The sequence below is a fragment of the Parabacteroides sp. AM08-6 genome, assembly GCF_003473295.1.
Taxonomy (GTDB): Bacteria; Bacteroidota; Bacteroidia; order Bacteroidales; family Tannerellaceae; genus Parabacteroides.
Map to the genome: position 1 here is coordinate 53564 of NZ_QRMP01000003.1, position 21309 is coordinate 74872.

At 43.7% G+C, this 21309-nt stretch carries 17 protein-coding genes; 11 read left to right on the forward strand and 6 right to left on the reverse strand.

What is annotated here, in order from left to right; all coding sequences use genetic code 11:
- Positions 1-344 precede the first annotated feature (344 nt).
- Positions 345-3089 carry an alpha-L-rhamnosidase gene (locus DW103_RS03770; protein ID WP_122274335.1) on the reverse strand — a complete coding sequence of 915 codons (2745 nt, stop codon included), beginning with the start codon at positions 3087-3089 and terminating at the stop codon, positions 345-347.
- A 584-nt stretch (positions 3090-3673) separates the two neighbouring features.
- Between DW103_RS03770 and prmA the strand changes: the two genes are divergently transcribed.
- The 7 genes from prmA to kdsA all read left to right on the forward strand — a co-directional run bounded on the left by prmA (position 3674) and on the right by kdsA (position 8696).
- Positions 3674-4531 carry a 50S ribosomal protein L11 methyltransferase gene (prmA, locus tag DW103_RS03775; RefSeq protein ID WP_122274336.1) on the forward strand — a complete coding sequence of 286 codons (858 nt, stop codon included), beginning with the start codon at positions 3674-3676 and terminating at the stop codon, positions 4529-4531.
- Positions 4532-4614: 83 nt separating this feature from the next.
- The gene (locus DW103_RS03780; protein WP_122274337.1) at positions 4615-4836 is read left to right on the forward strand and encodes a YtxH domain-containing protein; all 222 of its coding nucleotides are present in this window, start codon (positions 4615-4617) and stop codon (positions 4834-4836) included.
- A 6-nt stretch (positions 4837-4842) separates the two neighbouring features.
- A complete protein-coding gene (locus DW103_RS03785) occupies positions 4843-5250 on the forward strand; it encodes a phage holin family protein (RefSeq protein WP_122274338.1) in 408 nt (135 codons plus the stop codon).
- Positions 5210-5584 carry a hypothetical protein gene (locus tag DW103_RS03790; protein WP_122274339.1) on the forward strand — a complete coding sequence of 125 codons (375 nt, stop codon included), beginning with the start codon at positions 5210-5212 and terminating at the stop codon, positions 5582-5584. Before DW103_RS03785 ends, DW103_RS03790 begins: the two co-directional genes overlap by 41 nt.
- Positions 5585-5828: 244 nt before the next feature.
- Positions 5829-6839, forward strand: a complete 1011-nt coding sequence (gap, locus tag DW103_RS03795) for a type I glyceraldehyde-3-phosphate dehydrogenase (protein WP_122274340.1) — start codon at positions 5829-5831, stop codon at positions 6837-6839.
- Positions 6840-6909: 70 nt separating this feature from the next.
- Positions 6910-7827 carry a tRNA (adenosine(37)-N6)-dimethylallyltransferase MiaA gene (miaA, locus tag DW103_RS03800; protein WP_122274341.1) on the forward strand — a complete coding sequence of 306 codons (918 nt, stop codon included), beginning with the start codon at positions 6910-6912 and terminating at the stop codon, positions 7825-7827.
- A 62-nt stretch (positions 7828-7889) separates the two neighbouring features.
- Positions 7890-8696 (forward strand): 3-deoxy-8-phosphooctulonate synthase, encoded by an 807-nt coding sequence (kdsA, locus tag DW103_RS03805; protein WP_122274342.1) that lies wholly within the window; start codon positions 7890-7892, stop codon positions 8694-8696.
- A 79-nt stretch (positions 8697-8775) separates the two neighbouring features.
- Here kdsA and DW103_RS03810 read toward each other — a convergent pair whose 3' ends face one another.
- A complete protein-coding gene (locus DW103_RS03810) occupies positions 8776-9426 on the reverse strand; it encodes a Crp/Fnr family transcriptional regulator (RefSeq protein WP_370453456.1) in 651 nt (216 codons plus the stop codon).
- Between the two features lie 210 nt (positions 9427-9636).
- Between DW103_RS03810 and DW103_RS03815 the strand changes: the two genes are divergently transcribed.
- On the forward strand, positions 9637-11823 hold the full coding sequence (locus DW103_RS03815; RefSeq protein ID WP_122274344.1) for a DUF5686 family protein: 2187 nt from the start codon (positions 9637-9639) through the stop codon (positions 11821-11823).
- Here the strand turns inward: DW103_RS03815 and DW103_RS03820 are convergent, their stop codons facing one another.
- Genes DW103_RS03820 through DW103_RS03835 form a run of 4 tightly spaced genes read right to left on the reverse strand, consistent with a single transcriptional unit; the run spans position 11824 to position 15686 of the window.
- A complete protein-coding gene (locus DW103_RS03820; protein WP_122274345.1) occupies positions 11824-12684 on the reverse strand; it encodes an N-acetylmuramoyl-L-alanine amidase-like domain-containing protein in 861 nt (286 codons plus the stop codon).
- A gap of 5 nt (positions 12685-12689) precedes the next feature.
- Positions 12690-14717 (reverse strand): excinuclease ABC subunit UvrB, encoded by a 2028-nt coding sequence (uvrB, locus tag DW103_RS03825; RefSeq protein ID WP_122274346.1) that lies wholly within the window; start codon positions 14715-14717, stop codon positions 12690-12692.
- 6 nt (positions 14718-14723) lie between these two features.
- Complete coding sequence (locus DW103_RS03830; RefSeq protein ID WP_122274347.1) at positions 14724-14918, reverse strand: PspC domain-containing protein; 195 nt, start codon at positions 14916-14918, stop codon at positions 14724-14726.
- A gap of 30 nt (positions 14919-14948) precedes the next feature.
- Positions 14949-15686 (reverse strand): copper homeostasis protein CutC, encoded by a 738-nt coding sequence (locus DW103_RS03835; RefSeq protein ID WP_122274348.1) that lies wholly within the window; start codon positions 15684-15686, stop codon positions 14949-14951.
- Between the two features lie 561 nt (positions 15687-16247).
- Between DW103_RS03835 and thrA the strand changes: the two genes are divergently transcribed.
- The 3 genes from thrA to thrC are packed head-to-tail and all read left to right on the forward strand — an operon-like array spanning position 16248 to position 21229.
- On the forward strand, positions 16248-18689 hold the full coding sequence (thrA, locus tag DW103_RS03840) for a bifunctional aspartate kinase/homoserine dehydrogenase I (protein WP_122274349.1): 2442 nt from the start codon (positions 16248-16250) through the stop codon (positions 18687-18689).
- 27 nt (positions 18690-18716) lie between these two features.
- The gene (locus tag DW103_RS03845) at positions 18717-19919 is read left to right on the forward strand and encodes a cofactor-independent phosphoglycerate mutase (protein WP_122274350.1); all 1203 of its coding nucleotides are present in this window, start codon (positions 18717-18719) and stop codon (positions 19917-19919) included.
- Positions 19916-21229: a threonine synthase gene (gene thrC, locus DW103_RS03850; RefSeq protein WP_122274351.1), complete on the forward strand. Its 1314-nt coding sequence runs from the start codon at positions 19916-19918 to the stop codon at positions 21227-21229. Before DW103_RS03845 ends, thrC begins: the two co-directional genes overlap by 4 nt.
- The last annotated feature ends 80 nt before the right edge of the window (positions 21230-21309 follow it).

Below are 21309 nucleotides of genomic sequence, written 5' to 3' on the forward strand. Positions count from 1 at the left end.
ATTAACCAATATCAAATTAATAAAATAATTTCTCAGTGGTCTATTAGACGGTCATTATTCTCTATTGGTATAAATGGTCAATTTATAGAAAAAGGGAATGAGCACACGTAGTTCTACAGGTGTGACTGATAAATGTGAGCAATTTATCTATATTTTTTTAGATAACAAAATAAAATATTCATTATTTTAAAAATAAATACAACTCCATTTACTTAAAGTACACTGAATAAGATAGATAAGCGCGGAGAGATACGGAGAGTATTGAAAATCAATAATCATCCGCATTTCCCCGCACTTTTTACGTTTAAGAAATACGATTTTAAGGTAACAAGTTAAAAATACAACTAATTAGCAAAGTAATAACTACCGGAACCGATTTCAAATTCCGTATAAGTATCTGTCTCCGATACTTTGCGTACTCCATTTTTTCCGGTAGATTTCGAGCCTAAACTTAGAGCAGCTTTCACTCCGAAATCTTTCGGTATGCGGACTACAGCGGAAGTATTACCGGGCAAAGTAATATTCCAACCAAACTTACCGTCTTTCTTTGTCCATGCACTCTTTATATCGCCATAGGCAGACTGGTAAGAAGCTGCAACAGTATCCAAGCCTTCCGGAAAGACAGGGGCCATCTCCAATTTCTTAAATCCGAGGGCGTCCGGAGCACATTTGATACCGGCTAAATCTTCATAATACCATATCAATAAGTCACCAAGCAACATAACATGATTAGCCGAGTTCATAGCCGGGTCGGCAGTATCACCATTCCATAACTCCCAGATGGTGGTCGCACCGTTTTTCACCATATAGCCCCAACTCGGATAGGTATCGTTGGTCGTAATCTTATAAGCTATATCCACACGGCCTCTTTCCGTCAGCCCGCGCATCAAATGCTGGATACCCAAAACTCCGGTACTTACATGACCACCGAAATCTTCTTCCGTCTTCTTTACGATATTGGCAAAAACTTTATCTTCGAAACCTTCCGGAACAAGACCGAGGCGGAGGGACAGGATATTGGCCGTCACGGTATTATTACCATATTGGGCCGTTTCCTTATTGAAGAATTTCGCATTGTAGGCCTCTTTCATTTTAGCGGCAAGTGCCTCATAAACAGGAATGTCCTCATCCTGGCCGCAAAGACGGGCAAATTTTATCATCTTATTCAGCAAATCATAATAGACGGTCGTACTCAATATAGCTCCGTCCGTACGGCGGGCAGGGTCCTGAGAATGGATTAATTCCTGCGATTCGGGCGGCATACACCAGTCGCCGTATGTATCTTTCACGATGATATTGTCCTGCATGCCGACATGCTGCATGTGTTCCATCCAACGTTTCATGGCCGGATAATGCTTACGGATGGCACTATCGTCGCCATATTGACGGTACAACATATCCGCTACATAGAAGAATGCGGAAGGCCAGGTGACATTATCGGAATAAATTGTCCAATAATTCGGAGAAACATCTGAAATACTACCTTCCGGACTCATTGAATCTTCGATATCCTGCAACCATTTGCTATAGAGCAAAGCATTATCCAACGCAAATGCTTCGCCATAAGCACCGGTCGCACGGTCGCCCAACCAGCCTAAACGTTCGTCGCGCTGCGGACAATCGGTCGGCATTCCCCGGTAATTGCCTCGAATCCCCCAGAAGGCATTCTTATATATCCGGTTGACCATCTCGTTGGATGTTTCGAACCGGCCGCTTGTATTCATCTTGTCATACACCACTTTTCCGGTGAAGGCGGAGAGCTCCGGCTTCGTGTCCAAACCGGATATTTCCACAAAACGGAAACCGTGATAAACAAAGGTCGGTTGCCAGCTAAACGCACCGTCTTTGGCAGGTGTATAAATATCCAGAACTTCTGCGCTTCTCAAGTTATCCAAATAAAGCGAACCATCCTTTTTCAATGTTTCGGCAAACTTCATGGAGATTGGTTTGCCTTTCTTTCCATTCAGCTTTACAGCAAGCCATCCCACCATATTCTGCCCCATATCGAGGATATATTTGCCGTCGAGACGCTCTGTGATGGCAATCGGCTTGATTTCTTCCTGCACACTCAGGTTCGGATTCGGTTGAGCTGTCATTACACCACCCGGAGCATTCATTTTGTCCGCCGGTTTCCAAGCACTATCATCATAGCCGTTTGCATTCCAACCGGTCAGTTCCAGACGGGCATCGTATTTTTCACCATCAAATTCATTATTATCGGTAATCGGTCCTTTGGACGTTACTTTCCAGGAGGCATCACTTACAACGACTGCATCCGTACCGTCGGCATATTCTATCTTCAGCTGGGCTAACAGACGCGGCACACCAAAGGTTTTCATTCCCGGATTACGCATACCGAAGAAACGGCCATTGCCCAATACCACACCTAACGTATTCTTATCCCGGCCAATTAAATCCGTCACATCATATACATTATAATAAACCCGTACCGGATACAAGGAGGGCATAGGCGAAAAGACATCTTCACTAATCCGTTTCCCGTTCAGATAGGCTTCCGACGAACCTAAACCGGAGATATAGAGCATAGCTCTCTTCACCGCCTTATCCGCGGTAAATTCTTTTCTGAGATAACGGGCCGCCAGACGGGTGTGTCCTTGGTCGGTTTCGTTCGGGTTCGTCATTCCCTCCTCGCCTATCCATTCGGCTTTCCAGTCTGAGGCATTCAATAGCCCCATCGACCAAGTATTTACATCGCTCCAACCTGTTTCACCCTGATTGGTTATGACTTTCACACGCCAATAATATGTTTTTTCCGATTCAAGTGCCGGTCCGGCATAGGATACCAATACGGACTGGTCGGAACGAACAACACCGGAATTCCATAATAAATCCTTTCCTGATTGCAACTGTTCCGCCGAGGTCCCGACCTGCAATTGAAAAGCTTTTTGCATTAAATCCGGTTGTTCGGAAGCTATCTGCCACGAAAAGCGGGGTTGCGGCACATCCAACCCTACCGGATTCTCTTTCATCTCCACCTGGAGATTGTTCACATCGACCTCTCCCGTAGGAGCACAGCCGGTTATCCCGATTATCAGAACAGCCAGCAATAATAATCCAATTTGTTTCATTTATATGCGATTTAATCTGTTAATAGTTTAAATTTTCAGAGTATCAAAGATAACACATTTAAAATAGTTTTCATTCATACGATATATTTTTTAGCTCTTTAACTTTTTCAAATTGCCATCGACCTTTTAAGTCTATTTGCCCGCGCACTTCCTTTTCCGGTTGCGCGAATACTGTCGGGAAAAAGCAGAACAGCAGGAGTATTAAATTCAAGATTTTCATATTTGAGACCAATATTTAGTGCATCGAGTATATTCTCTATGCAAATATACGAAAAGGAATAAGCTAATCAATTATTATTTATCCCTTTTCTGTTTGATTTAAGCATACTACAATTTACAAAAACATGCCGAAGAATTTACTGGCTGATAATTATCAGCCAGTTGGCTGACGGTCATAAGCCACGTGGCCGACAGTTATCAGCCAGCTGGCCGACGATTATCAACATAAAAATAGGACGGCAACGAATCGGGAATACCACGGTATGAATTTAGGCAAACCATATAAAGGAAATAAATACCTCCGCCGAGGAATGTATTTACAAGAACTTTTAATACATTTGTCCGCATAAATCCAAGAAAAGGCAATGAATTACTACGAATTGAGTTTTACTTACACCTCCCCCATCGAGGTTTCCATCATAAACGATGTATTGGCCTCCGAACTGGGGGAAATCGGTTTCGAAAGTTTTACGGAAAACGAAAACGGTTTGCAAGGATACATATCCGACCAGCTATACGATGTCAAAACATTGCAGGAGAAACTGGCGGATTTTCCTTTGGACAATGTGAAGATACAATATACGGAAACATGGATGGAAAGCAAAGATTGGAACGAGGAATGGGAAAAGAACTACTTCAAACCAATCCGGATAGGAAACGATTGCATCATACGCGCTTCGTTTCACACACCCGAACCGGATTTCACATACGATATCATAATCGACCCGAAGATGGCGTTCGGAACCGGCAATCACGAGACCACTTACCTGATGCTCAGCGAAATGCTGAAACTTGATTTGCAAGGGAAAGAACTGCTGGACATGGGCTGCGGAACTGCCGTACTTGCAATATTGGCCCGTATGAAAGGCGCCGGACGGGTCGTTGCCATCGACATCGACGAATGGGCTTACAACAATGCGCTCGAAAATATACGCCTGAACGGAACAAACGATATCCGGGTCGCTTTGGGCGGTGCGGAGCAAATTCCGGCATTCGGCTTGTTCGACCTTGTCTTTGCCAATATCAACCGGAATATCCTGCTGAATGATATCCGGCATTACACGACTTGCATGAAGCCCGGAGCATTCCTTTACATGAGTGGTTTCTACAAAGAAGACATTCCGGTTATCGAAGCGGAATGCAGCCGTAACCAGCTCATTATAAGCTCTTATACGGAAAAGAACAACTGGGTTGCCGTAAAAGTCCAAAAGCCACAACATTAATTAACATTAAAAGTTAAGACGAATATAAACTATCAATCAAGGATTTTCGTTATCTTAGTAGCAACTATAAAAAAGAAAGAGTTATGAAAAACGTAGATTCGAAATTATTACTGGGTTTAGTAGTGGGTGCTGCAGTCGGTGCAGCTGTCGGTTATCTTGCTGCAACTGATAAGAGAGAACAATTACTCGAAGAGTTAAACGGCGTAGTAGGAAAAGTAAAAGAAGGCTTCAACTCTGCACTTGCCAAATACAAAGAAGGCAAAGCCGAAGCAGTCAAAGCTACTGAAGAACTAGTTGCCGAATAAAATTGTATGGAGAAAGAATCAGGAGAAATCTTCCGCGAGCTGAAAAAAGACCTTTCGGCTTATGTGGAGTTAAAGCTTGAACTCCTAAAATTAAGCACGTACGAGAGAACGGGCCGGGTTATCGCTGTTCTCTCGTATGGCGTAATTTTATTGTTTCTGGCCTTTTTCGCCATTCTGTTCATCTTTCTGGCCCTAGGCTTCTATTTAGGCGATTTGTTTGGTTCGACAGGCTCCGGTTTCGGAATAGTGGCTGTGCTCTATCTCATACTCATCGGGGTCATTCTTTTGAACAAAAATACAATCAGCGACAAGGTGCTGAACATAGTTATTGCTGCATTGACGGCGAACGATGATAAAAATAACGCAACAGACAATGAACAATCCGCAGACACCACTGGAAAAACTGATTTCTGACAAACAACGCGTTCAACAGGAATGCAGGTTAAAGGAACAAAAACTGAATAACGAATTCGCGTATATCCAGGAAAATGCCGGCAGTCTGCTCATATCAGGCGTTTCCGCCCTTCTGTTTCCCGGCACAAAAACGAAAAACAAACCGGCGGATACCCGTCAACCCGCCATTGCAACAGACACCTCCTCTGTTTCCCTCGGCCTTACCGACTATCTTTCTGTCGCACAGGGATTATTACCTTTGGCATGGGACATGGTCCGTCCTTTCCTGGTAACTTGGGGGATACGAAAGGCTCAAACCTGGATAACAGGCAAACTCTTCAGAAAAAAGAAATAAGCTCCAACAATTAATTTATGTTAGAGAGCATATTTTTCTTCATCATTTTTATTTCCAATAAAAAAAATGACTACATTTGCAGTCGTTAAAACAAGGAATGACATGAAACGTAAATTTATCTTACTAATCACAGTTTTCGTCGTGTTATTAACGTTTGCCTCGTGTGCAACTCCTTGTGGGTGCTAAATGAAAAATAAAAGGATATATATAATATTTTTAATAAACCCATAAAAGTTTTATTACAATGATTAAAGTAGGTATTAACGGTTTCGGCCGTATCGGACGTTTCGTTTTCCGTGCTGCTCAGAAGAGAAGCGACATTCAGGTTGTAGGTATTAACGACCTTTGCCCGGTTGATTATTTGGCATATATGCTGAAATACGACACAATGCACGGTCAGTTCGACGGAACTATCGAAGCAGACGTAGAAAACAGCAAACTGATTGTGAACGGTAAAGCTATCCGTGTAACTGCAGAAAGAAATCCTGCTGATTTGAAATGGGATGCAATCGGTGCAGATTATGTTGTTGAATCAACTGGTTTGTTCCTGACAAAAGAAAAAGCTCAGGCTCATATCGAAGCCGGTGCTAAATATGTAGTAATGTCTGCTCCTTCCAAGGACGACACTCCTATGTTCGTTTGTGGTGTTAACGAAAAGACTTATGTTAAAGGTACTCAGTTCGTTTCTAACGCTTCTTGTACTACTAACTGCTTGGCTCCTATCGCTAAAGTTTTGAACGATAAATTCGGTATCACAGACGGTTTGATGACAACTGTTCACTCTACTACTGCTACTCAGAAAACTGTTGACGGTCCGTCTATGAAGGACTGGAGAGGTGGCCGTGCTGCTTCAGGCAACATCATCCCTTCTTCTACAGGTGCTGCCAAGGCTGTAGGTAAAGTTATTCCTTCTTTGAACGGCAAATTGACAGGTATGTCTATGCGTGTTCCGACTTTGGACGTTTCTGTTGTTGACTTGACAGTTAACTTGGCTAAACCGGCTTCTTACGCAGAAATCTGTGCAGCTATGAAAGAAGCTTCTGAAGGCGAACTGAAAGGTATCCTGGGTTACACTGAAGATGCTGTTGTTTCTTCTGACTTCCTGGGTGATGCTCGTACTTCTATCTTCGATGCTAAAGCCGGTATCGCTTTGACAGATACTTTCGTTAAGGTTGTTTCTTGGTATGATAACGAAATCGGTTATTCTAACAAGGTTCTTGACCTGATTGCTCACATGGCATCTGTAAACGCTTAATCATTCAAAATGATATAGTTTAGGGCCGCATCCTTCGGGGTGCGGCTTTTTTTTGTACATTTGTATCACAATGGAAGCATATCAACTTATCACTGTATTGGGTCCGACAGCATCCGGGAAAACTACTTTTGCCGCTGCCTTGGCCGAACGTCTGGATACGGAAATTATCAGCGCCGACTCCAGGCAAATATATCGTTCGATGGATATCGGTACGGGAAAGGATTTGGCAGATTATACCGTCAACGGCAAACAGATTCCTTACCACCTGATTGATATTTGTGAGCCGGGATATAAATATAATGTATTCGAATATCAGCATGATTTTTTCCGGGCCTATCAAAGTATCCGGGAAAAAGGAAAACTCCCTGTTTTATGTGGCGGGACAGGTATGTATATCGAAGCGGTATTGAAAGGGTACAAATTGTTGGATGTCCCTCAAAATCCGGCTTTACGCGAGTCCCTGAGAGATAAATCGTTGGCTGAACTGGAAGAAATCCTGGCCGGATACAAGCTCCTGCACAATAAAACAGATGTGGACACGGCCCAACGGGCTATCCGTGCCATTGAAATAGAAGAATATTATAAAAATGAAGCTCCCGACATAAATGAATATGAACCGTTGAACAGCCTCATCATCGGTATTGACATCGACCGGGAATTACGTCGTGAAAAAATATCCCGGCGCCTGCGTGCCCGCTTGGATGAAGGAATGGTAGAGGAAATCCGTACGATTATGGCAACGGGGGTGAAACCGGAAGATTTGATTTATTACGGTCTGGAATACAAATTCCTGACCTTATATATCATAGGTGAACTTTCATACGAAGAAATGGTTTCACAATTGGAAATAGCTATCCATCAATTCGCCAAACGACAGATGACTTGGTTCCGGGGAATGGAGCGCAGAGGATGTACAATCCATTGGATAAATGCGACACTGCCGACGGAAGAAAAGATTGGGAGGACACTGGAATTATTAAAAAGATGAAATTCCCAGGTGTACGGGAAATCACCATTTACAAACAATAATAATATCTAAAACGACATATTATGCTGACAATAACAGATTTTAATAATAAAGAAAACTTTTTCCTGATGGCCGGTCCTTGTGTCATAGAAGGAGAAAATATGGCTTTACAAATTGCCGAAAAGATAGTCGGCATTACGGAAAAACTAAATATTCCTTATGTTTTCAAAGGTTCCTACCGGAAAGCAAATCGTTCCCGCCTGGACTCTTTTACAGGTATCGGAGATGAAAAAGCATTGAAAATACTCCGTAAAGTCAGCGAAACATTCCATATACCGACTGTAACGGATATTCATGAAACAACAGAAGCTGCAATGGCCGCCGAATATGTAGACGTATTACAAATCCCGGCATTCCTTTGCAGACAAACGGATTTGTTGGTTGCGGCAGCCCAAACCGGCAAAGTGGTAAATATCAAGAAAGGGCAATTCCTTTCTCCCGGAGCCATGCAGTTTGCCGTACAAAAAGTATCCGATGCCGGCAATCAGAATATAATGATTACCGAACGAGGTACTACCTTCGGTTACACCGATTTGGTAGTCGATTATCGTGGTATTCCCCAAATGCAACAATTCGGCTACCCTGTTATCATGGATGTTACTCATTCCCTGCAACAGCCCAACCAGACTTCCGGCGTCACGGGGGGTATGCCCGCTCTGATTGAGACGATAGCCAAAGCAGCAATCGCCGTTGGAGCAGACGGCCTTTTCATCGAGACTCATCCCGAACCGGCTAAAGCCAAATCCGATGGAGCAAATATGTTACAATTGGATTTATTGGAAGGATTACTGACGCGATTGGTACGCATCAGGAAAGCAATTAAAGAATGAAACTCACAAAGTTGAATCATACAAAAATGGAGATGCTTCATTGAGAAACACCTCCATTTTCTATTTTCTATAATTCTCGTTATCCCATTTTACTGATTTTCCTCAGCTTATCTTCATCTATCAACTTAATCTTCCTGCCGTCAATTGCGATAATACGCTCAGCGACAAATGTTGACAAAGTACGAATCGCATTAGATGTTGTCATATTGGACAGATTGGCCAAATCCTCACGGGAGAGATAAATGCTTAAGGTAGCACCATCCTCTTCCAAGCCATAACTGTCTTTCAGGAATAACAAAGATTCTGCCAAACGACCCCGGATATGCTTCTGCGTAAGGTTGACCGTACGTTCATCAGCTACACCTAAGTCAAAAGAGAGCTGGCGGATAAAAAACATCGCGAGATTAGGGTTTCCCATCAAAAGGTCAGTGACTACTGTCATCGGAATTAAACAAACTGACGATGCTTCAAAAGCGGAAGCGTTCGTCAAATAATTTTCCTGGGCAAAATTAGCGCGATAGCCAAAATACTGAACCGGTTTAATCATCCGAATAATCTGACTTCGACCGCCAACTCCTTCTTTGAAGATTTTCACCTTGCCTTTTAATAAGCACATCATATCCCTTGGTTCGTCGCCCTCGCAATAAATCAACTCATTACGTTTGAAATGCTGGATCGTCGAATTGTTCCGGAGAATATCCCGTTCCTTATCAGTCAGGACTCTCCACACCTCTGCTAAACTGGCCGATAAGTCGACCTCTTCTTTCTGCTGTTTAACCACGACTGCTATATAACATACTTGTGAAGCACAAATATACGGTTTTTCTTTGAAAACAATATTATATTTAATACGATAAATTGCATTTCTCGTAACATTTTACTTTCTTTCACCACTCATTTCGATTTTATTCGTTACGTTTGTATTGAAAGGGATGATAATTTGTTGAAAAAGATTATTCACATATTCTGCTTGCTCATTATTGCAATGAGCACCTTAGCTAACCCTGATGGTGGTTATGGAAATTCAATTTTGCCAGGTCATTCTCCCAAGGATACATCTATGAGGCAAGGGGATTCCATCATGCATCTGGTGATAGAGCATGCTGTGAAATATCAAACGGTCGTTTCAAAATATGAAGCTGATATTTATATCAAAGGACGGGCTGAAATACTAAAGAAAAATTTTTTAATGCGCTTTGCCCACCATATTTTCCCGGTAAACAGGAAAACAAAAGATATGGTGTTTGAAATGGTAAGCCATTCCAAATTCAATTCGCCTAACAACTTTCTACACGACTTCAAAGCAATAAACGGGAATGCCATTCCCAACAGTACCAAACAACAAGAAGTATTGACATTCCTCAATCTGAATGTCTACTCCCCGACTATCTATAATGAAGGTATCATTATGCCGGTTGCCCACAATGCATTCAAATACTATAATTTTGAACTGGACAGTATCAAATATGAGGGGAATCTGAAAATATACAGAATTCGTTTCACGCCTAAAATGGGAAGCCAAAAACTCATCTGCGGAAACTTATTCATACTTGATAAAATCTGGAGCATCGACAAAATCGATGTAAACGGACAGTTCTCGTTCGCCGAATTTAATCTGGTCATGACATTCGGACGAGATTTTCGCCATTTCATCCTTCCGGCCACAGCCGATCTCTCCCTTCGATACCATGTATTAGGAAATGCTATCGCCAGCACCTACCATTCCTCTTTTAAGTATGAAACCGTGGAATGGGTCGAAGAGGATACCGAAAGTAAAAAATGGAAATCATTGGACCTTACCGGCTACTATCGCCTGTCGTCGGATACTGTCCCAATCATCGAAGACTCGACCTATTGGACCAACAAGCGTGATGTACCGTTGACTGAAGAAGAACAACAACTTGTTTATCATCAGGATGTACCTACACCGATAATAGAAAAAGAGGATACCAGCAACATGCAGAAATATTTAAAATTGACGGAAAAGTTTACCAATACAATTAATCTGGACTACAAAACCACTCGTCTGAAATATTCCGGTATCCTAAATCCTTTCCAATTAGGTTATTCAGGACGAAACGGTATTACATACCGGCAGAAACTACGTTTTAGCAAGACATTCACCCACGACCGGCAGATACGTTTCCGCCCGGTTGTAGGGTATGTATTCAAACGAAAAGAACTGTTTTTCACAGTTGCCGGAGACTGGGAATACATGCCTCAACGGAGGGGAGCACTCAGTTTAAGTATAGGAAACAGCAATCAGGGATATTCGTCGGAAATTATGAAAGAAATCAACGAGGAACTGAAAGATTCAACTTTCAAGTTTGACGATTTGAATTTAATGTACTTCAAACATTACTATGTTGAATTACGGAATGAAATAGAACTTTTCAACGGTTTCCAACTCATGACCGGAATTTCCTATCACAGACGTATTCCGCTCAAAAGAAAGAGCGACATACAGGTGGGAGACGATATTAAAGAAATCATCAACGAAAATTATCACGACTTTACTCCTGTAGTCAGGTTCACTTACACTCCCCGCCAATATTATTGGATGGACGGGTATCGGAAAGAATATCTGTATTCCTATTATCCGACAATCGCTTTGGAAGTAGCCCGGGGTATACCGGGTGTCGGTAAAAGTTCGGGAGATTATTGCAGATTGGAAGCCGACATCCACCAAAGTATCTATCTGGGCTTATCCAGGCGTTTTAATTATCATATAAGTGGCGGAATGTATATAAACCAGAAATCCACTTATTTCGCCGACTTCAATTATTTCGCCCGGCGTAACTTCCCCGATTCCTGGGATGATCAGCTGGGAGGTGTATTCAATGAACTGCATAGCGAATGGTTCAACGCCTCCGATAAATACGCGCAAGCTCACTTTATGTACGAAAGTCCCTTTATGCTTTCCCGTCTCTTCAGGGGAAAAGCCTCCAAATACATGCTGCTGGAACGTTTTTACCTGAGTCAATTATGGCTCCCGATACTACCTAGTTATACGGAGGTCGGATATGGTTTTGGAAATCACATCTTCAACATAGCTGCATTCGCAGGATTTGAAAAATATAAATACCAAAGCATAGGAGTGAAATTTGCTTTCGAACTTTTCCAATAATCAGAATTGGGGCCGAACAACCATTATACCACTGTTCCGCTTGATACTCCGTACATAATCCTGCAAAGGCACTTCATTAACAATCACTTGTTTCTTGTTACTCGAAGCATGAATAAATGTCAACTTATCCCCCTCCCGGCAGATTATCCCGACATGCGAGATATCCAGCCCTTCTACCGTCGTCACAAAGCAAACAATATCTCCGTTCCGGATACCGGAAGCATGTATATTTATTTCCGTTTCTGGTATATAATAATGAGGACGGGCATTGATTTCTTTTTCCTTAGCAGCTATTTTCGCAATGAGTTCCGGGGCATTATTCAATTGCTTATAACTATCCGGATGTGTGGACATAAAAGAAAGATTTATAGCAAGCGGCTTCCCTCCTATATCCTTTGTAACATCTTTTACCCATCCACGACGTTCATTCTCATAAATCCAATCGGTTGTATAATGCAACCGGTCCGTATAATCCGTAATCACCGAAGTTCGAAAACGTTGCGTTTTCAATATCCGGCAATAGTCGGAAAATGAAGGATGCCCGGCTTTCAGGGAACGGACCAAAGCAGCGGTAGTCTCGACCAATGTCATACAATCCAGTTCCCGAAGATTAACAACCACACCCTCCGGGACCTTCTCCAAAGTAGAAGCGACATAGGGACACCCTAAAAAGAAGCGGGCCGTTTCAACCATCAAACTGCCCGGTGGGAGAGATTTCTTCGTTTCCATAGCAGAGAGATAATGCTCATAAATTTCTTTATCCTCGTCCGTACAATAAAGCGTATCGATTGGTTTCGTCTGTGCTTTTCCTACCAGACAGAACAATGTAAACAAGACAAAACAGAAAACTTTCTTATTCATAATGGCTACTCTTTTTTTGTGGACAACAAATCCTGCAACTTAACCAACTCGTCGCGGAACTGGGCAGCTTCGATAAAATCCAATTTCTTTGCAGCTTCGGTCATTTGCTTTTTGGTCCGTTCGATAGCCTTTTCCAGTTGTGTCCGGTTCATATACTGAACAACCGGGTCCGCAACCAAACTGGGTTCCGGCTCTATATAAGCATACGGTTCCGCCATGACCGGCGGCTGTTTCTCGGCTACCAGCGAAACACTGTTCCGAATTACCTGTTTCGGCGTAATGCCATACTTTTCATTATAAGCAAGCTGTTTCTCACGTCGACGAGCAGTCTCATCCATCGTCATCCTCATGCTATCCGTTATCTTATCGGCATAAAAGATAACTTTTCCGTTCACATTCCGGGCTGCTCGTCCGGCAGTCTGTGTCAGCGAACGGTGTGAACGCAGGAAACCTTCTTTATCGGCATCCAGAATGGCCACGAGTGAAACTTCCGGCAAGTCGAGTCCTTCACGCAGCAAGTTGACGCCAATCAGGACATCAAACAAACCATTCCGCAAATCATCCATAATCCGGATACGTTCCAAAGTATCCACATCGCTATGGATATAGTTGCACCGAATACCCATACGGCTCAAATAAGTCGTCAGTTCCTCCGCCATACGTTTTGTCAATGTCGTTACCAGCACACGTTCATCTGCAGCCGCACGCTGGGTTATCTCCTCCATCAAGTCATCAATCTGATTCAAAGTCGGACGAACTTCGATAACCGGGTCGAGCAGTCCGGTCGGACGGATTACCTGGTCGACTACGATACCCTCGCTCTTCTCCAGTTCATAATCTGCCGGTGTAGCACTGACATAGATAGCCAACGGCGTCAGCGATTCGAACTCATCGAACGTCAACGGGCGGTTGTCCATTGCAGCTGGAAGACGGAAACCATATTCCACCAAGTTCTTTTTCCGGGAATAATCTCCACCGTACATCGCACGTATTTGCGGGATAGTCACATGACTTTCGTCCACGACCAACATGAAATCCTTCGGGAAATAATCCAGCAAACAGAAAGGACGCTCTCCTGCTTGCCGACCGTCGAAATAACGGGAATAGTTTTCTATGCCCGAGCAATGCCCCAATTCACGAATCATCTCCAGGTCGAAAGTGACACGCTCGTAAAGCCGCTTGGCTTCATAAGGCTTGCCTATCTCTTTCAGGAAGTTCACCTGCGTACCGAGGTCTACGTCAATCTGGCTGATTGCCGCATTAATACGTTCCTGTGTCGTAACAAATAAATTAGTCGGATAAATATTCAATTCATCCTGCTCGTCTATCTCCTGTCCGGTCTGTGGGTCGAAGGAAGATATCCGGTCAATCTCATCATCCCAGAACTCAATCCGGTAGGCAGCTCCATCGAAAGTTTCGATAGCCGGAAAGATATCGACCGTATCCCCGTTTACCCGGAAACATCCTCTGTTAAACTCCAGTTTGTTATTTACATACAGAGCATCGACAAAACGGCGTAACAGCTTATCCCTATCGATATGCATCCCTTTCTCCAGATGCGTAACCTTTTCGGCAAAAGCCGTCGGGTCCGCCATACCATACAGACAGGAAACCGAGGAAACGACAATCACATCTTTCCGCCCGGACAACAACGAGGCAGTCGCCCGCAAACGGAGTTTATCAATCTCGTCATTAATAGCCAGGTCTTTCTCTATATAGGTATCCGTAGTCGGCAAGTAAGCTTCCGGCTGATAATAATCGTAATACGACACAAAATACTCGACGGCATTATTAGGGAAGAATGCCTTAAACTCGCTGTATAGCTGCGCGGCAAGCGTCTTATTATGGCTCAATATCAAGGTCGGTTTCCTCACTTCCTTGATAACATTCGCGATAGTGAAAGTCTTTCCGGACCCCGTCACGCCGAGCAATGTCTGAAAAGGCACTCCATTCCTGATACCGTCCGATAAAGCCGCAATCGCTTCCGGTTGATCTCCGGTTGGACTGAACGGAGAAGACAATTCAAAATTCATCCTTTATCAACGCGGTTGTTTAGGTATGACAATCCAAAGTATCAGATAAGCGATTACTCCGGAAAACAGGGTAAATATACTCAATAAGACATATCCGATACGCACTAATGTCGGGTCCAAATCGAAATAATCGGCAATACCGGCACATACTCCGGCTATCATACCTTTGTCAGAACGATAAAGTCTTTTAGGTGCTTCCATCTCCTTTTGTTTTTAGATAATTATTATTGATTACAAATAACGGGCAACTTTTTCCCGGGCTGTTTCCACTGTTTCAAATTCAGAAGAAACCACGCTGCTGCCCATCGGTACATTTTCGTTTCGATAAACCATCTTGCTATAGACGATGCTACGGGCTGAAGTATGAAACTCCTTCGCTCCCGTTCCGGCTTCAATCCGGGCTATATTATTCTCACGCACTCCACAACCGGGCATGATAATAATCCGGTCGCCGGCACGTTTCACCAGTTCCGCCAACAAAGGCATCCCCTTAACAGCATCAGATTGCTGGCCGGAAGTCAGGATACGGTCGCAGCCCAGCTCAATCAATTGCTCCAATGCTTCAAACGGGTCGCGACACACATCAAAGGCACGATGGCAGGTGACGGACAACGGGCGGGCGGCATCTATCAACTTCCGCATCAACGCCACGTCGATATCCCCTTCCTTTGTCAGGCAACCGAATACCACGCCATGCACCTTCAGCTGCTTACACATTTCGATGTCATACAACATCGATCGCACTTCGGCCGGAGTATATAGAAAATCTCCGCTGCGGGGACGGATAATCACGTTTATATCAATGGATGATGTCAAATCCTGTGCCGCGCGAATTTCTCCGTAACTGGGGGTCGTTCCTCCTTCGGGAATGCCGGCGCAAAGTTCTACCCGGCGGGCGCCCCCGGCCTCGGCTTCGACACAACTCTGAGCAGAGTTGGCACAGATTTCGATAATACGAGTCGATTTCATTTCTTCCTTTTTCTTTTTACAAAGATACTACTATTTATACAGGACTCCAATATTAAAAACGAATATATCAGAGTAAATGTTTCAATGAGTCCTCACCCTCTGCTATTTTCCATCCTATCTTTTACACTTTTCGTCCCAATCCATTAGCCAACCGAAGCCTATCTATTAGTTGTTCGTCCCTTATAATTCACTCTTTTTGGCATCACAAAGAAGTTTTCACTATCAATTTTCAACTTTCATGCGAAAAAATGCTTGCATTTGAAAAATAATGCGTAATATTGCTGCCATAAAATAAATACAAAGGATATCGCAAATGACATTAGCAGGTTACATATATTATACCTGGGCATTGACAATGACCCCTTGGGGGGTTTAGTATATACCAATAAACAAATGCGGAGACCACGTCCCGCTTTGTAGCAATTTCCATATTGCAACCGTTTTTCTTTTTTTTCAATCAATCACATATTCGTAAATAACTGACACTTGCCGAGTGCGTCGTGTTGTTCTTATCAAACTGCCGGCTACAACTTGTCAACTGTCAACTAAATAAACATCCTGATGAAAGTATTAAAGTTCGGCGGAACATCCGTAGGTTCCGTGAATAGCATCCTGAGTGTAAAAAAGATAGTAGAGGCTATTGATGAGCCTGTAATCGTTGTGGTGTCCGCTCTCGGCGGTATCACAGACAAGTTACTCGCCACCTCCACCATGGCCTCGAAGGGCGATGTGGGATACGAAAGGGAATTTTCCGAGATTATCACTCGTCATCTTGACGTGATACAAGGTGTCATCCCTGATAAAATACAGCGCATCGAGGTACAGAAAAAGGTGATGAGCCTGTTGGACGAACTCGGAAACATTTTCAAAGGCGTATATCTGATAAATGACCTTTCCGCGAAAACATCGGATACAATCGTCAGCTATGGCGAACGCATTTCTTCGCTAATTATATCGAATGTGATAAAAGATGCCCAACTATTCGACTCGCGCAAGTTCATTAAAACAATTCGCCAGTTCAACAAACATATCGTTGATTTCGAACTGACAAACAAACTGGTAAAAGAAACCTTTACCCCCCTTCCCAAAGTCTCCCTCGTTCCGGGATTCATCTCATCCAGTACGGAAAACGGGGAAGTGACGAACCTGGGACGAGGCGGTTCGGACTATACGGCTTCCATCCTGGCTACAGCCTTGGATGCTACCGTACTGGAGATATGGACCGATGTGGATGGTTTCATGACTGCCGATCCGCGTGTTATCAGCTCCGCCTACGTTATTGACCGGCTGACCTTTACCGAAGCGATGGAATTATGTAACTTCGGAGCCAAGGTTATTTACCCGCCGACCATTTATCCGGTTTATCATAAAAACATTCCCATCCGCATCCTGAATACGTTTAATCCGGACGCACCGGGAACTTATATTTCCAAGGAGAAGGCGAAAGAAGAAGGAAAAGCGATTATTAAAGGTATCTCCTCCATCAACGATACTTGCCTGATTACCGTGCAAGGCTTGGGTATGGTTGGAGTAATCGGTGTCAATTACCGTATCTTCAAAACGTTGGCTAAAAACGGCATCAGCGTATTTATGGTATCGCAGGCAAGCTCTGAAAACAATACGACATTTGCCGTCCGGAATGCGGATGCCGATTTGGCCGTACAGGTGTTGAATGAAGAATTCGCACTCGAACGTGCTCAAGGCGAAATCAATGACATGACCGCCGAAAAGGATTTGGCGACCGTTGCAATTGTCGGCGAAAATATGAAACGTACGCCGGGTATTGCAGGTAAGCTGTTCGGCACGCTAGGTAGCGCCGGCATTAGTGTGATTGCATGTGCACAGGGGGCTTCCGAGACGAATATTTCGTTTGTTATCAAGTTGAAGTATTTGCGCAAAGCCTTAAACTCCATCCACGATTCCTTTTTCCTGTCTCAATATAAAGTATTAAACCTTTTTATTGCCGGCGTGGGGACGGTAGGGGGAAACTTACTGGAACAAATCCGTATCCAACAACCTAAGCTGATGCAGCAAAACGGGTTGAAACTAAATGTTGTGGGAGTTGCCAACAGTAAACATGTTCTTTTCTGCCGCGAAGGTCTGAATCTGGAAACCTGTATCGACGAACTGAAAAAGAGCGGGACGGAAAGTTCACCCGAACATCTGTGCGCGGAAATACTGAAGATGAATATCTTTAACTCCGTATTCGTGGACTGCACGGCTAATCCGGCCATTTCCGATTTGTATGAGGAACTGCTCAACAATAACGTTTCGGTGGTTGCCGCCAATAAAATAGCCGCCTCTTCTCCCTACAACAATTATATAAAATTGAAGGAAACAGCCCGCCATCGTGGTATCAAATTTCTGTTTGAAACGAATGTCGGAGCAGGTCTTCCAATCATCAACACGATGAATGACCTGATTAACAGCGGTGACCATATACTGAAACTGGAAGCTGTTTTGTCCGGCACCCTGAATTATATATTTAATACCCTCAGTGCCGACATTCCTTTCAGTACGGCAATCAAGATGGCAAAAGAAGAAGGCTACTCGGAACCGGACCCCCGCATAGACCTGAGTGGAAAAGATGTAATCCGCAAACTGGTTATACTGGCCCGCGAAGCAGGCTATAAGATTGAACAGGAAGATGTACAACGTCACCTCTTCATCCCTGAAAAATATTTTGAAGGTTCGCTGGAAGACTTCTGGCAAAACATCAAAGAACTGGACGCTGAGTTTGAAGCCAAACGTCAACAATTGGAAGCCGAAAACAAACGTTTCCGTTTCGTTGCCCGGATGGAAAAAGGTTCATGCGCCGTTGGTTTACAGGAAGTAGATGCACACCATCCTTTCTACGAATTGGAAGGAAGCAACAACATCATCATGATATCAACAGAAAGGTACCATGAATATCCTATGATAATAAAAGGATATGGAGCCGGTGCCGACGTAACAGCCGCAGGGGTTTTTGCCGACATTATCTCCATCGCTAACATACGTTGATTCAATTTGATAATGGACTATTAAAGAATGAAAAGTATAATTATTCTGGGAGACGGGATGGCTGATGAGCCAATCGAGGCTTTAGGCGGCAAAACTCCGCTGCAATATGCCGAAACTCCCTATATGGACAAACTGGCAGAGCTGGGTGTTACCGGACGAATGAAAACGGTTGCCGACGGATTTCATCCGGGCAGCGAAGTGGCGAATATGGCAGTATTGGGTTATGACTTACCTACCGTATATGAAGGCCGCGGGGTTCTGGAAGCCGCCAGCATAGGTTATGACCTGAAGCCGGGTGAAATGGCAATGCGGTGCAACCTGATTTGTATCGAAGGCGATATTCTGAAAAATCATTCTTCCGGCCATATTACAACCGAAGAAGCAGACGAATTGATACACTTCCTGAACGAGAGACTCGGTTCGGAACGTGTACATTTTTATACCGGCGTATCGTACCGTCATTTGTTAGTAATAAAAGGCGGTGATAAGCGATTGGACTGTACTCCGCCCCACGATGTGCCCCTTCACCCTTTCCGCCCGCTGATGATAAAACCGGAAGTACCGGAAGCACAGGAGACGGCAGACTTGTTGAATGACCTAATCCTGAAATCACAGGAAATCCTGATGTCTCATCCGATTAACCGGAAACGGATTGCCGCCGGGAAAGATCCTGCCAACAGTATTTGGCCTTGGTCCCCCGGCTATCGTCCGGCCATGAGAACAATGCAAGAAATGTATGGTTTCAAAAACGGAACCGTTATTTCAGCCGTCGATTTGATTCGAGGCATCGGTGTTTATGCCGGCTTGAAAGTTATCGATGTAGAAGGTGCAACCGGCCTATACAACACAAACTATGAAGGGAAAGCACAGGCCGCTCTAGAGGCACTGAAAACAAACGATTTCGTCTATCTCCATGTGGAAGCCAGTGATGAAGCCGGACATGAAGGCGATGTCGCGCTCAAAATAAAAACGATAGAAAATCTCGATAAACGTGCAATCCGCATTATTTGGGAAGAGTTGCAGAAATGGGACGAACCGGTAGCCATTGCCGTATTGCCGGACCACCCCACTCCCTGCGCCATCCGTACTCATACGAACACTCCCGTACCGTTCCTGATATATAAACCCGGACAAACGCCCGACGCAGTAACCCGTTTCGACGAATTTTCTGTTCTGAACGGCAAATATGGTATTTTAGAAAAAGACGAATTTATAAAAGAATTAATATGAAATATTATAGTACAAATAAAAAAGCCCCTCTAGCTTCACTGGAAGAAGCCGTCGTAAAGGGTCTTGCCTGTGATAAAGGGTTATATATGCCTGAATATATCGACACACTGGACGAGGATGTGATAGCCAACCTGAAGAACATGTCGTTTCATGAAATAGCTTGTACCGTTGCACAATCTTTTTTTGGCGAAGATATTGAATCGGAGATATTGGATAAGATTGTCAAAGAGACGTTATCCTTCGAAACTCCCGTTGTGCAAGTAAAAGAAAACATATATAGCTTGGAACTATTCCACGGCCCGACTCTGGCTTTCAAAGATGTAGGAGCACGCTTCATGGCTCGCTTATTGGGCTATTTCATAAAAAAAGAAGGATTAAAACAAGTAAACGTACTGGTTGCGACTTCAGGAGATACGGGAAGTGCTGTAGCCAACGGTTTTCTGGGAGTTCCGGGTATCCATGTTTACGTACTTTATCCTAAAGGGAAAGTAAGTCCGATTCAGGAATGTCAGTTTACAACATTAGGCCAAAACATCACTGCACTGGAAATCGACGGAACTTTCGACGATTGCCAAGCATTGGTTAAATCGGCTTTTATGGATGACGAGCTGAATAAACACATGAAATTGACTTCAGCCAATTCCATCAATGTGGCCCGTTTTCTTCCGCAGTCGTTCTTCTATTTCAACGCATACGCGCAATTGGATAAAATCGGGAAAGCCGATGAATTAGTCATTTCCGTCCCCAGCGGTAATTTCGGGAATATTACGGCCGGACTGTTTGCCTATTGGATGGGGCTACCTGTTAAACGCTTTGTCGCAGCAAACAACCGGAATGATGTTTTTCTGGAATATTTGCGTACAGGCGTTTATACTCCTCGTCCCTCCGTTCCAACCATTGCCAACGCCATGGATGTCGGAGCGCCAAGTAATTTTGCCCGTATTATGGACTTATTCAGTGTTTATGACAATCCCCATAAAGAAATATGCAATTTAATCAGCGGTTATCGTTTCACGGATGAAGAAATCGCTGAAACCATGAAACAGACATACAACGAAACAAAATACATTCTGGATCCTCACGGTGCATGCGGATACCAGGCACTACTTGATAACAAGCTGACAGCCAACGAAACCGGCGTATTTCTGGAAACCGCCCATCCTGCCAAATTTAAGGGGACAGTGGATAGTATCCTGAATGCTGATATCAAAATACCAGCTAAATTACAAGCTTTCATGAAAGGTGAAAAACAAAGTGTAGAATTAACAAAAGCTTTCGGCAGTTTTAAAAACTATCTTTTAGAGAAATAAGTCAAAATCAATATTATCATAAACTAATAATAGAACATTTCCCATAAACAATTATGATATTCTATATTCAGAGCCATGTC